The organism is Arthrobacter sp. CAN_A1, from assembly GCF_015751665.1.
In the GTDB taxonomy this organism is placed as follows: domain Bacteria; phylum Actinomycetota; class Actinomycetes; order Actinomycetales; family Micrococcaceae; genus Arthrobacter_D.
The window spans coordinates 89,470-101,989 of sequence record NZ_JADOUR010000013.1 but is presented as its reverse complement, the minus strand read 5'-3'; the positions used below and the strand labels follow the sequence as shown (position 1 = coordinate 101,989).

The 12,520-nt window shown below is 66.9% G+C and carries 12 protein-coding genes; all 12 read left to right on the top strand.

Annotated features, from left to right (window positions below; translation table 11 throughout):
• The first annotated feature begins 246 nt into the window (after window positions 1-246).
• The 12 genes from IWX62_RS13775 (at window position 247) to IWX62_RS13720 (ending at window position 12,456) form a co-directional block, all read left to right on the top strand.
• Complete coding sequence (locus IWX62_RS13775) at window positions 247-1,809, top strand: hypothetical protein (protein WP_333483433.1); 1,563 nt, start codon at window positions 247-249, stop codon at window positions 1,807-1,809.
• The gene (locus IWX62_RS13770; RefSeq protein WP_196841982.1) at window positions 1,802-2,821 is read left to right on the top strand and encodes an HAD-IIA family hydrolase; all 1,020 of its coding nucleotides are present in this window, start codon (window positions 1,802-1,804) and stop codon (window positions 2,819-2,821) included. The genes IWX62_RS13775 and IWX62_RS13770 overlap by 8 nt, the downstream gene beginning before the upstream one ends.
• Window positions 2,818-3,069, top strand: a complete 252-nt coding sequence (locus tag IWX62_RS13765) for a hypothetical protein (RefSeq protein WP_196841981.1) — start codon at window positions 2,818-2,820, stop codon at window positions 3,067-3,069. The genes IWX62_RS13770 and IWX62_RS13765 overlap by 4 nt, the downstream gene beginning before the upstream one ends.
• On the top strand, window positions 3,056-3,928 hold the full coding sequence (locus IWX62_RS13760) for a TlyA family RNA methyltransferase (protein ID WP_196841980.1): 873 nt from the start codon (window positions 3,056-3,058) through the stop codon (window positions 3,926-3,928). Before IWX62_RS13765 ends, IWX62_RS13760 begins: the two co-directional genes overlap by 14 nt.
• Complete coding sequence (locus IWX62_RS13755; protein ID WP_196841979.1) at window positions 3,925-4,851, top strand: NAD kinase; 927 nt, start codon at window positions 3,925-3,927, stop codon at window positions 4,849-4,851. The genes IWX62_RS13760 and IWX62_RS13755 overlap by 4 nt, the downstream gene beginning before the upstream one ends.
• Window positions 4,848-6,575, top strand: a complete 1,728-nt coding sequence (gene recN, locus IWX62_RS13750; RefSeq protein ID WP_196841978.1) for a DNA repair protein RecN — start codon at window positions 4,848-4,850, stop codon at window positions 6,573-6,575. The genes IWX62_RS13755 and recN overlap by 4 nt, the downstream gene beginning before the upstream one ends.
• Window positions 6,569-8,272: a CTP synthase gene (locus IWX62_RS13745; protein ID WP_333483432.1), complete on the top strand. Its 1,704-nt coding sequence runs from the start codon at window positions 6,569-6,571 to the stop codon at window positions 8,270-8,272. Before recN ends, IWX62_RS13745 begins: the two co-directional genes overlap by 7 nt.
• Before the next feature lies 1 nt (window position 8,273).
• Window positions 8,274-8,978 (top strand): NUDIX domain-containing protein, encoded by a 705-nt coding sequence (locus tag IWX62_RS13740; RefSeq protein ID WP_196841976.1) that lies wholly within the window; start codon window positions 8,274-8,276, stop codon window positions 8,976-8,978.
• A gap of 2 nt (window positions 8,979-8,980) precedes the next feature.
• The gene (gene xerD / locus IWX62_RS13735; protein WP_196841975.1) at window positions 8,981-9,955 is read left to right on the top strand and encodes a site-specific tyrosine recombinase XerD; all 975 of its coding nucleotides are present in this window, start codon (window positions 8,981-8,983) and stop codon (window positions 9,953-9,955) included.
• Window positions 9,956-10,121: 166 nt separating this feature from the next.
• On the top strand, window positions 10,122-10,634 hold the full coding sequence (locus IWX62_RS13730) for an RNA polymerase sigma factor (protein WP_196841974.1): 513 nt from the start codon (window positions 10,122-10,124) through the stop codon (window positions 10,632-10,634).
• Window position 10,635: 1 nt separating this feature from the next.
• On the top strand, window positions 10,636-11,916 hold the full coding sequence (locus IWX62_RS13725) for a hypothetical protein (protein WP_196841973.1): 1,281 nt from the start codon (window positions 10,636-10,638) through the stop codon (window positions 11,914-11,916).
• 63 nt (window positions 11,917-11,979) lie between these two features.
• Window positions 11,980-12,456, top strand: a complete 477-nt coding sequence (locus IWX62_RS13720; protein WP_196841972.1) for an 8-oxo-dGTP diphosphatase — start codon at window positions 11,980-11,982, stop codon at window positions 12,454-12,456.
• Window positions 12,457-12,520: the final 64 nt, after the last annotated feature.

Sequence of the window (12,520 nt, the reverse complement as noted above, 5' to 3'; positions counted from 1 at the left end):
GATGGTACTGCACCCGAGAGAGTGTGGGAGAGTAGGACACCGCCGGACAACCATTAACGAAAGGCCCCACCCACGGTGGGGCCTTTCGCACTTAACCACCACCACCAACACACCACCCGAACCGCCCACGCCCAGGCCCTACAATGGATAGGGCGGCGACGGATGCCGCCCTATAGATTCATAGAGAAACCGAGCGGGTACCGCATGCAGTGCTGGTCCGCTCGTAATGAGAGGAACCGCGCAGCCATGGCCGACCAAGACCGCAACCAAGGAGCGGACCGGGGAGAACGACGGCCCGATCGAACAGGCGCCCAGGGCGGCCGTTCCTTTGACAGGCAGGGCGGCTCCCCCCGAAGCTCGGCGTCCCGCGACGATAAGTCGGCCGGATACCGGGGTGCACGACCTGCCACCGGTGGATCGTCGGCTGGGCGTGACGGCCAGCGTGGTGGGTCGTCCGCTGGTGGACGGACTGCGGGCGGTTCCTCCGCCGGTCGTGGACCCGCTGGCGGCCAAAGTCGGGGCGGAGGTCCACGTGACGAAAACCGTGGCGGATCCGAGCGGACCGAAAGCGGAAAACGCTCCTTCAACGCCCGGGATCTCCGCAGCGCCAACCGACCCGACCGTGAACGGTCTCCGGACATCGACGAAGATGTCACTGGTGCAGAGCTGGACCGGGTCACCCGCGCACAGATCCGTAACCTCGAGGAAAAAAGCGCCGAATGGGTGGCACGCCACCTCGTGATGGCCGGGCGCCTTCTCGACGACGAGCCCGAACTGGCCTTCCAGCATGCACTTGCCGCCAGCCGCCGCGGAGGCCGGCTCGCCGTCGTCCGCGAAGCAGTAGGCCTGACGGCGTACGCTGCGGGGCACTATGGTGAGGCGCTCAGGGAGTTCCGCACCTACCGCAGGATCAGCGGGTCCAACGATCATCTACCGGTGATGGCCGATTGTGAGCGCGGGCTCGGACGCCCGGATCGGGCACTGGACCTCGCGCAGTCCGAAGAAGCAGAAGGGTTGAGTTCAGCAGGCAAGGTGGAACTCGCGATGGTGGTCTCGGGCGCGCGCTCGGACCTCGGCCAACTCGACGCCGCCGTAGCAGCCCTGGAAATCAGTCAACTGGACCGCAACCGGGCGTTCAGCTACAGCCCGCGGCTCTTCCGCACCTACGCCGAAGCACTGGCCGCAGTCGGGCGCACAGCCGAGGCTGAGCAATGGCGCCGCCAGGCTGGGATAGCCGACAGTGCGCTGGGCCTGGGCGACTTCGCGGAGCCCGACATCCTGGATCTCGCCGGCGACGATGAGGACATCCCGGATGCCTCGGCCGCCCGGCGCCGGGTGGCCACGTCACCGACGAGCAGCCCCGGCAGCACCACCGTGACTGAGCGTCACTCAGCGATTGGCGACGAGAACGCCAACGACAGTGATGACGACGGCGACGACGATGGTAACGACGACGGAGCCGGGCCGGATGACGATCGCGCGATCGTGATGAAATCAGCCGGGCAGGAAGCGGCGGAAGCAGCGGCCGCCCAGGAACCGGTGGAAGCGGCGGTCCTCCCCGACAGGGAGCCAACCGAGGAATCTCCCCGTGCGCCGGTCACTTGGCGTTCGTTGAACCGACCCGCTCCTGTCCGCACCCGCACAGAGCCAGCTGAATCGGTCCCCTCCGAGCAGCACGAGTCAGCGGAAACCGACACAGTTCCCTCCGGCGACGACGCTGCATCCGGCAGCGAGACAGTTCCCTCCGATGACACAGCTCCTTCCAGCGACCCCGTCGACGGGCAGGACACCGAAAGGCACCATGACTGAGGTTTCCCTGATCTCGTCCTACGACGCGCTGCTGGCAGACCTGGATGGCGTGGTCTACGCGGGACCCAACGCCATCCCTGGTGCGGTCGAGTCCCTGGAGCGACTGGCCGGCATCAAGGTTGCCCTGGCATACGTCACCAACAACGCGTCCCGGTCGGCGGAACAGGTTGCAGCACACCTTCGTGAGCTGGGCGCTCCGGCAACGGCCACCCAGGTCTTCGGATCAGCGTTCGCCGGGGCAGAACTGCTGGCCTCGCTGGTGCCTGCCGGCTCGACGGTCCTGGTGACCGGAAGCCAGACCCTGGTTGACCAGGTCACATCCCAGGGACTGATTCCGGTCACGTCGGCCGACCCCGTCCCGGCCGCAGTGATCCAGGGCTTCGACCCCGGCCTGGGCTGGAAGGATCTCGCGGAGGCCGCCTACGCGGTGGCGGGCGGCGCGGTGTGGGTAGCCACCAACACCGATCTTTCCATTCCCCAGCTCCGCGGAATCGCCCCCGGGAACGGGTCGCTCGTTAACGCGGTCAGCGCCGCCACCGGCAGCACCCCCGCCGTCGCCGGCAAGCCCGAAACGCCGCTTTTCACCACAGCCGTCAGGCACCTCGGCGTCTCACGGCCACTGGTGGTCGGAGACAGGCTCGACACCGACATCCTCGGCGGAAACCGTGCCCGCATGGACACCGCCCTGGTGCTCACCGGTGTCGATACCGTACGGACCGCGCTGGCAGCAGTCGCCGATCAACGCCCCACGTTCCTCCTGGCCAGTCTCGCTGGCCTGTACGAGCCGTACCCGGCCATCACGCACAGCGATGGCGTGTACCGGTGCGGTTCGTCGTCGGCACGGGTCGACAACGATACTGTCCACCTGAGCGGCGGCACCGACAACCTCGACACCTGGCGTGCGGCGTGCAGTGCCTGGTGGGGCGCCCACCCTGACACGGAGACGGACGCACTTCCCACCCTGAGGTCCGAGGGTGGCCAGGTCTTCGGCGACCCGGTAGGCCGCCAATGACGAGCGACCACCCGGGCGGACCGTCATTTAGGGACATCATTGAAGAACAGGCAACTGACGACGACGGGCCGGTCTTCCCACCCGTCACGGACGGCACCGGCGACGCCAGCGTCGATGGGCTCACCGTACGTCTGGCTGATCTCCACGGTCTGGGGACTGACGAACACAACGCGCTCTACACCGGGCTCCACGACGGATTGCTCGCTGAGCTCAACGCCGACCCGTCAGCGGACCATGACCCGTCTTGACCAGGCACTGGTGGCGCGCGGACTGGCGCGCTCCCGGTCACAGGCCGCCCAGCTCATCGCCGCCGGCCGGGTGCGACGTGCCGGCGTCGTCCAGGCGAAGGCGGCAGCCAAAGTGGCGGACGCCGACGAGCTGACCGTCGACGACGGTGGGGCACCCGACTACGTGAGCCGCGCCGGAGTGAAGCTCGACGGTGCGCTGCGGGCCTTCGACGCGATTAACGTCCACGGCAAACGGTGCCTCGACGCGGGCGCGTCCACCGGCGGCTTCACCGAGGTGCTGCTGAGGGCTGGCGCGTCGCACGTGTCCGCCGTCGACGTCGGACACGGACAGCTGGTCGACCAGCTGCGCAGGGACCCGAGGGTCGGCGTCGTCGAAGGCCAGAACGTCCGTCACCTGGAGGCGAAGGACATCGGTGGGCAGGTGGACCTGACGGTCGCCGACCTGTCCTTCATTTCCCTCACCCTGGTGTTGCTGCCCCTCGCGCAGGCCACCAAACCCGGCGGCGACATGGTCCTGCTCATCAAACCCCAGTTCGAGGTGGGTAAGGGGAAACTGAACTCCAGCGGGGTGGTGGCAACCGACGCTGAACGACGTCGGGCCGTCGGACTGGTGGTCCGCCATGCCCTGGGATACGGGCTGGACGTGGCAGGGGTCATCCGCAGCCAGCTGCCGGGCCAGGACGGAAATGTTGAGTTCTTCGTGTGGATAACCGTGCCGACGGGCCCGATGGTGCCTAGGATCGAAGAGGAGCTTGATCCCATGACCTGGCAGGTGCTGGACTCCAGCCCTGCTTTTACCGATGCCCGGCAAGTGACCGGCACGCCAGACGGCGCACTGGATACGACGGAGCTTCAATGACACGACGGATACTGGTTCTTGCCCACACCGGGCGGCACGATGCGATGGCGGCTGCCCAGGAAGCCTGCACCCAGGTACACCAGTCAGGGCTGATACCGGTGATGCGGGCCGAGGAGCTCAAAGACATTCAGGACGAGTACGGGGTGCTGACGGCTCCCACCGAGACGCTCGGCGTCGACGTCGACCTCGGCGAGGTGGAACTGGGCATGGTGCTCGGCGGTGACGGAACCATCCTGCGCGCCGCGGAACTGGTGCGCGGCTCGGAAGTCCCGCTGCTGGGCGTCAACCTCGGCCATGTGGGGTTCCTCGCCGAGAGTGAACGCGCGGACCTGGCCGAGACCGTCCGACGGGTTGTGGACCGGGACTACACGGTCGAGGAGCGCATGACCATCGACGTCCAGGTGTGGCAGGGCGATGTCCTGGTCGCCCAGACCTGGGCCCTCAACGAGGCGGCAGTGGAAAAGGCGAGCCGTGAACGCATGATCGAGGTGGTGATGGAGGTGGACGGCCGTCCCCTGAGCTCCTTCGGGTGCGACGGCGTGGTGATGGCCACCCCCACCGGATCGACTGCCTACGCGTTTTCCTCGGGCGGCCCGGTGGTCTGGCCCGAAGTGGAGGCACTCCTGATGGCACCGATCAGCGCCCACGCCCTGTTCACCAAGCCCCTGGTGATCGCGCCGACGTCCGTCCTCGCCGTCGAAATCCTGACCCGCACCGATGCGGCAGGCGTCCTGTGGTGCGACGGGCGACGCACGGTGGACCTGCCGCCGGGAGCCAGGGTGGAAGTGCGTCGCGCCAGCACCCCCGTCCGGTTGGCCCGCACCCAGCTGACCCCCTTCTCCGAGCGCCTGGTGAAGAAATTCTCCTTGCCCACCCAGGGCTGGCGTGGCCCCACGAGTCATGCAGGAGGCACCGGCCAGTGATCGAAGAAATCCGCATCCGCGACCTCGGCGTCATCACCGACGCCACCCTCCACCTGGCCGGCGGCTTTACCGTGGTCACCGGCGAAACCGGTGCCGGTAAAACCATGGTGATCACCGCCCTGGGCCTGTTGCTGGGCGCCCGGGCCGACGCCGGCGCGGTGCGGCTGGGCGCGAAGGCGGCGTCCGCCGAGGCGGTCCTGCGGATTGCGCCGCAGGGCACCGCGGCACTGCGGGCAGCGGAAGCCGGCGGGGAGCTTGACGAGGCGGAAGGTTCAGCCGAACTGATCGTCGCACGCACGGTCAGCAGTGATGGGCGGAGCCGGGCCTACGTTGGTGGACGATCCGCTCCGGCCGGGGTGCTCGCCGAGCTGGGCTCCGCGCTGGTGGTTGTCCACGGGCAGTCGGACCAGCTGCGGCTGAAGACTGCCGCCGCCCAGCGCGAAGCGCTCGACAAGTTCGCCGGAGCCGACCTCACCGAGGTGCTGGGCTCCTACCAGGGGAGCTACCGCCGTCTGCAGGAGGCCACCACCGAACTGGAGCGGCTACGCACCGATTCCCGGGAACGGGTCCGCGAAGCCGAATCACTGCAGGCCGCCCTTGAGGAAATTGACGCAGTGGCACCCCAACCCGGCGAGGATGACACGCTGAAAGCCGAATCCATGCGGCTGGGCCACGTCGAGGAGCTCCGCATCGCGGCGTTCAAGGCCCATCAGGCGCTCGTCTCGGGTGAATTCGCCGACGATCAGGACGCCACCGTACTCGTTGACGCGGCGAAACGTCAGCTGGAGTCGGCGGGGGACCACGATCCCGCCCTCGCCGCGCTGGCAGGGCGTCTCGCCGAAGTGGGCTACATTCTCACCGACATTTCCACTGAGCTGTCCGGCTATAGCGCCTCCCTCGACAGCGACGGGCCGGGCCGGCTGGCCGAGGTCGAATCCAGGCGGGCGGAGCTGGCCGTCCTGGTGCGTAAGTACGCGCCCAGCATCGACGAGGTCCTCGAATGGGCTGAGGCAGGACAGGTGCGGCTCGGGGAGCTGGGCGACGATTCGACCAGGATCGATGCGCTCAGTGAGGAGATTGCCGCCCTCGAGGAGACGGTGGCCGGGCAGGCGGCGGCGCTCACCGCCCTCCGCACCAGCGCCGCCGCCACCCTGGCGGAGCGGGTCACCGAGGAACTCTCCGCCCTCGCCATGGCTGCGGCCAGCCTGGTCATTGAGGTGACGCCGGGGGAGCGGACCCTGTTCGGCGCCGACTCGATCGCCTTCCTCCTGCAACCGCATCCAGGCTCAGCTGCCCGCCCGCTGGGGAAGGGCGCGTCGGGCGGTGAACTCTCCCGGGTGATGCTCGCCATCGAGGTGGTGCTGGCCGCCGTCGACCCGGTACCCACTTTCGTGTTCGACGAGGTGGACGCAGGTGTGGGCGGCAAGGCAGCAGTGGAAATCGGGCGGCGGCTGGCCATGCTGGCCGAACACGTCCAGGTCATCGTGGTCACCCACCTGCCGCAGGTTGCGGCTTTTGCCTCCCAGCACATCCGTGTGACAAAAAACTCCTCGGCCACCGCAGCGGGCGACGGAGTGACGGCCAGCGACGTCGAAGTCCTCCCCGAAGCCGAGCGGGTCCGGGAGTTGGCCCGCATGCTGGCCGGCCAGGAGGAATCGGCTACCGCGCAGGCACACGCCGAGGAACTACTCGCAGACGCAGCGCGGACCGTGTCGAAGTGCTAGGCTCAAACCCCGTGGTGCAATCAACAAATTCCCGGTTCCAGAAGTCCGCAAAGACTACCAAGCACGTCTTCGTGACGGGCGGCGTAGCCTCCTCCCTCGGGAAGGGACTCACCGCTTCCAGCCTCGGTCATCTTCTTCGTGCGCGTGGCTTATCCGTCACGATGCAGAAGCTCGACCCGTATCTGAACGTCGACCCGGGCACCATGAACCCGTTCCAGCACGGCGAGGTCTTCGTGACCGACGACGGAGCCGAAACGGACCTCGATATCGGGCACTACGAGCGCTTCCTCGATGAGAGCCTCGACGGGTCGGCGAACGTCACCACCGGCCAGATCTACTCAACGGTCATCGCCAAGGAACGCCGCGGCGAGTACCTCGGTGACACCGTCCAGGTCATCCCGCACATCACCGACGAAATCAAGCGTCGGATGCGTCTGCCCTCCGAACCGGTTGACGCCAAGAAGGCACCCGACGTCATCATCACCGAGATCGGTGGCACCGTCGGTGACATCGAGTCGCAGCCGTTCCTCGAGGCAGCCCGCCAGGTCCGCCAGGACATCGGCCGCAACAACGTGTTCTTCCTGCACGTTTCCCTGGTCCCGTACATCGGCCCCTCCCAGGAACTGAAGACCAAACCGACCCAGCACTCGGTGGCAATGCTCCGGTCCATTGGTATCCAGCCGGACGCGATCGTGATCCGGTCCGACCGTGAGATCCCCGACGCCATGCGGGAAAAGATCGGCCGGATGTGCGACGTCGACGTCGACGCCGTCGTGAACGCCGCCGACGCCGCGAGCATCTATGACATCCCGAAGACCCTCCATGCCCAGGGCCTCGACGCGTACATCGTGCAGTCCCTGGACCTGAAGTTCAAGGACGTCAACTGGACCAAGTGGAACAAGCTGCTCGACGCCGTCCACCACCCCAAGCACACCGTCGAAATCGCTTTGGTGGGCAAATACATTGACCTGCCGGACGCGTACCTGTCGGTGACCGAGGCGCTGCGCGCTGGCGGGTTCGCCAACAAGTCCAAGGTGATCATCCGCTGGGTGCCCTCGGACGAGTGCGATACCCCCGAGGGAGCGGCCAAGGCGCTCGACGGGGCCGACGCCATTTGCGTGCCGGGCGGCTTCGGTATCCGCGGCCTCGAAGGCAAGCTGGGTGCCCTGAAGCACGCCCGCGAGAACTTGGTCCCCACACTGGGACTCTGCCTCGGCCTGCAGTGCATGGTTATCGAGTACGCCCGCAACGTGGTGGGCCTCGAGGGCGCATCCTCGAGCGAGTTTGATCCCGATACCCAGTACCCGGTCATCGCGACCATGGCCGAGCAGCTGCACATTGTCGACGGCGACGGCGACATGGGCGGCACCATGCGGCTCGGCCTCTGGGAAGCGAAACTCGACGAAGGGTCGGTCATCGCCCGCACCTACGGCAAGACCACCGTCAGCGAACGGCACCGCCACCGCTACGAGGTCAACAACGACTTCCGCGACCAGATTGCCGCCGCCGGCCTGGTGTTCTCCGGAACATCCCCCGACGGCACACTGGTCGAGTTCGTTGAACTCCCCAAGGAAACCCACCCGTACTACGTCTCCACCCAGGCGCACCCCGAGCTGAGCTCACGGCCCACCCGGCCGCACCCGCTGTTCGCCGGACTGGTCAAGGCAGCGCTGCTCCGCCGCGGGGTCAAGGCCTGACATGTCTCACGGCCTGAGCACGGGCGATCCCTCAGACCGGCCGCTGGGTGACCAGCAGAGTCCCCGGCGGCTGCTGGACTCGACGGTGGTGTACGAGGGCAGGATCTGGAACGTCGTCAGCGACACCTTCTCGCTCACCGACGACGCCGATGGCGAACCGCTGGTCCGCGACTATATCGAGCACCCCGGTGCGGTGGCCATCCTCGCCATGAACGACGCCGGTCAGGTGCTGCTCATCAACCAGTACCGCCACCCCGTGCGGATGACGCTCTGGGAGATCCCGGCGGGTCTCCTGGATGTCCCGGACGAGGACTTCGTTGCTGCGGCGGCGCGGGAGCTCGCGGAGGAAGCCGATCTCACGGCCGAGCGGTGGAATGTCCTGACCGACCTGTTCCTGTCGCCCGGCTCCTCCAGTGAGGCGTTGCGGATCTACTTGGCGCGCGGCGTCGCGGACATACATCCCGATGAACGGCACGAACGCACTCACGAGGAAGCCGAGATCGAGCTGGCGTGGGTCGACCTTGACGACGCCGTTGCCGCCGTCCTGGCCGGCCGGATCCACAGTCCTTCAGCGGTTGCCGCCATCCTCGCTGCGTCAGTTGCGCGAAACTCCGGGTACGAGCAACTGCGACCCGCCGACGAACCCTGGCCCGAGCACGCCAGCCAGCACCACACCTGGCCCAACGGACCGGTCCTGAAGAACTGACCATGACGGCTCCTGCAACGCGGACCGTAGCTGACGAACTGCGGGAGACCGGCCCCGGGCGGCTCATGAGCGAGTACCTGCAGCACATGGCCGTGGAACGTGGATTGTCGGTCAATACCCTTGCCGCGTACCGGCGGGATCTGCTGCGGTATCACCGGTTCCTCGCCGCCCGGTCAGTCACCGAGGTGCAGCTGATCACCCGGCACGACATTTCGGCCTTCGCGCAGGCCCTCTCCACCGGGTCGGATGGTCTGGCGCCGTTGAGCCCGCGGTCAGCGGCGCGCACGGTCGTCGCCGTCCGTGGCCTGCACCGGTTCTGGGCGCTGGAAGGCATCTGCACCGCCGACCCGGCGCACGATGTTCACCCGCCGATCGCCGGGAAACGCCTCCCCAAAGCCATTTCGGTGGATGAGGTGACCCGCATTCTGGAGGCGGTGAACACTGACACTCCCGGAGGTCAGCGGGACCGGGCGCTGCTCGAATTCCTCTACTCCACCGGCTCACGCATCAGTGAGGCGGTAGGGCTCGACGTCGACGACGTCTCGGCGGATGCGGCGCTGGACGGGCCCGCCGTCGTCCGCCTGTTCGGCAAAGGGTCCAAGGAGCGGATGGTGCCGCTGGGATCGTATGCGGCGAAGGCCATCGACTCCTACCTGGTCCGGGCGCGGCCGGCCCTGTCCGCCAACGGCAAGGGTAACCCGGCGCTGTTCCTGAACCTGCGCGGCGGGCGGCTGAGCCGGCAAAGCGCGTGGACCATCCTGAAGTCCGCCGCCGAGAAGGCCGGGGTGACCCGGGAGGTGTCACCGCACACCCTGCGGCACTCGTTCGCGACCCATCTGCTCGAGGGTGGCGCCGACGTGAGGGTGGTACAGGAGCTGCTGGGGCACGCCTCGGTGACCACCACCCAGGTGTACACCCTCGTTACTGCGGATACTCTCCGCGAGGTATATGCTGCTGCGCATCCGCGCGCTCTCTGACCCCTCCCCGCCGAAGAGTGAGCTCTGGCGACCCAGGACGCTCCTGACTCACCGCATCCAACTTTTCGGCGATATGCGGATCTTTTGAGCGGTCCATGTGTAACCTTTTGTGCCTAACCGGAAACATACGGGGTAGGAGGAAGTCACTCATTCGCAGGGGGCAGATGTGTACCGAGGGCAGCACGATCAACGATTCGCGGCGGTAGACCATGAACTTCGGCCGCGGGTCTTCAACTACATCCACCGGCGCGTCAGCAGCCGCGAAGCAGCCGACGAGTTGACCAATGACGTGTTCAGGATCGCGTGGGAACGAAACCCGGAAGCCGTCGATCTGACAGTGCCCTGGCTCCTCGCGGTTGCCCGCAATGTGGTGGGCAACGAGTACCGACGCCGTGAGCGTACCGGGCTCCTGATGGAGCGCCTCCACGAATCGGCCCGGGTCTCTGCACACACCCCTGACCTGGGTGGCCAGCAGGAGACGGTCGCGGCCGGTCTCCTGCGGCTGAGGGAGACCGACCGGGAGGTGCTCTTGCTGACCTATTGGGATGATCTTCCTGTTTCTGACGTTGCGCAGGTGCTGGGCTGCAGCCCGGCAGCGGCGAAGGTGCGTCTTCATCGCGCCCGCAAAGCCTTCGCGAAAACCATACCCGCCGTGATGCTGACCGAGGGAGATGCCTGAGATGGATCCCATTGAACGACTCATACGAGGAATTGATCCGGTCCGGACCGGGACCGTGGACAGCGGCGCCGGGGGCGGGGGCGCTGCGGGCGGAAGCGCTGGGTCCGGAAGCGCTGGGTCCGACCAGCAGCCGGGATCCCCGGTGTTCAGCGACGATCTGGGCGCGCGTGGCTCAACCGTGGTGCCCCTGTACCGCCGACGCCGGTGGGCGGCAGCCGCGGCGGTCACCGCTGCAGCCGCGGCGGTGGCTGCCGCCGTCGTTATCAGTGGGAACTTCGGCGCCACCTCGCCGCTTCCGGCAGGCGAACCGGAGCCGGTGGTGACTGACTCGGCCGCTCCGTCGAGCGAGTCCACGATCACGGGCGGGCCGACACCCACGCCGTCGGGCGAGCCCTCACGCACGACGCCAGTGGCGTCCGGATTGCCGGTCGCGACCTACACCCCGTTCGGCGAGGGCGGGGATGCAGCCCTGCTGACCGGAACGCTGGTTCTTGAGGACGGCTGCCTCTACATCGAGGCTTCTGATTCCTCCCGGGTCCTGGCCTATTTCCCGGACACGGCGGTGTCATGGTCCGACGATGTGCTGTCCTTCTTCGGGACCGACTATGCGCTTGGACAGGAGATTGCCGTCGGCGGCGGTGAAAGTGTCGTACCGGGTCCGGTGGAGAACCAGACATCGTTCTTTGCCCCCGAGACCTGTGAATCGGACAGCCAGTGGATCGTGTCACAGGTTCCCCCATCGGCTTTCGAGACACCCTCCCCAGACTTCACCCGGGAGCCGTATCCGGCCGCCGACATGGGTCTGTCAGTGGAGGTGCCCGCCGACTGGGAAATCGTTGAAGCCGCACAGGGCCTGGACATTCTGAGTCCAAGCGGAGAAGTGGTGTCCAACCTGCAACGCTCGGTCGAGGGCGGGATTGGGGGTGCTTGCCTGGAGCTAGCAGTACCCTGGCAGGAGCTCCGTTCGATACCGGTCTCCATCGATACGCCCGCTGGGCCGATCGACGCGAGGTTTGTACTCAGGGTATTCACCGGCGATCGACTCGTCGGCACCACAGCGCTGGTGTTGGCCACTGACCCTACGTCGGGCGAAGGATGCATGCTCTATAACGTCATCTCGAATGCCGAGGTGGGCTTGCTGTCCCTGACAAACAACTTCCAGCTCTCACCGTACGAGGTGGGCCGGGAGTTCGCGTCCCTGGTTGATGCGGAGGCCTACGCCGGGTCGACTGAATTCGATGCCCTGGCAGGCATCGCCGATTCGATAGTCATCACCGACTAGCCACCAGTGTCGAACCCACCCCCTCTGCTTCGGCGGAGGGTTTGGAGGCTAGACTTGGGCCTCATGAAACCCCGCCCCGTTGTGCTGTGCTTCCTGTTCCGTGAGACGGCCGCAGGAAGCGAAGTGCTGCTCGGGTTGAAGAAGACGGGGTTCGGATCCGGACGGATCGTGACCCTAGGCGGGGGAGTCGAGCCCGGCGAAACAGAGGCCCAGGCGGCGGTGCGGGAAGTCGCTGAGGAGTCCGGCGTCGTCGTCGGCGTGGCCCAGCTGACCCGGTTGGGGAGGATCCGCTGGCGGTTTCCATCGCAACCGGCCGCTGACATGGACGCCGCGATCTTCACTGCCGCCGAGTGGACGGGGACGCCGCAGCCTACCCCCGAGGTGGACCCCGCCTGGTATGCAGTCGATGACCTGCCATGGGACGGCATGTGGGACGACGCGCGGCACTGGCTCGGGTCGGTTATCGCCGGTGATCAGTTGGACGTCCTCGTCACCCTCAACTCCGACAACAGGACGGTGCTCAGCGCTGTCTTCGCCTAGCCCCTTAACCACAGATTGAGTCAACAGATATGACAGTTTTTCGAAGGAAAACCCGTCATATCTG

Excerpts from the sequence above, each read along its gene's own strand:
- IWX62_RS13755 (WP_196841979.1), top strand. The coding sequence starts at position 3,925 with ATGACACGACGGATACTGGTTCTTGCCCACACCGGGCGGCACGATGCG.
- IWX62_RS13725 (WP_196841973.1), top strand. The coding sequence starts at position 10,636 with ATGGATCCCATTGAACGACTCATACGAGGAATTGATCCGGTCCGGACC.
- IWX62_RS13720 (WP_196841972.1), top strand. The coding sequence starts at position 11,980 with ATGAAACCCCGCCCCGTTGTGCTGTGCTTCCTGTTCCGTGAGACGGCC.
- xerD (WP_196841975.1), top strand. The coding sequence starts at position 8,981 with ATGACGGCTCCTGCAACGCGGACCGTAGCTGACGAACTGCGGGAGACC.
- IWX62_RS13775 (WP_333483433.1), top strand. The coding sequence starts at position 247 with ATGGCCGACCAAGACCGCAACCAAGGAGCGGACCGGGGAGAACGACGG.
- IWX62_RS13770 (WP_196841982.1), top strand. The coding sequence starts at position 1,802 with ATGACTGAGGTTTCCCTGATCTCGTCCTACGACGCGCTGCTGGCAGAC.
- IWX62_RS13740 (WP_196841976.1), top strand. The coding sequence starts at position 8,274 with ATGTCTCACGGCCTGAGCACGGGCGATCCCTCAGACCGGCCGCTGGGT.
- IWX62_RS13760 (WP_196841980.1), top strand. The coding sequence starts at position 3,056 with ATGACCCGTCTTGACCAGGCACTGGTGGCGCGCGGACTGGCGCGCTCC.
- IWX62_RS13765 (WP_196841981.1), top strand. The coding sequence starts at position 2,818 with ATGACGAGCGACCACCCGGGCGGACCGTCATTTAGGGACATCATTGAA.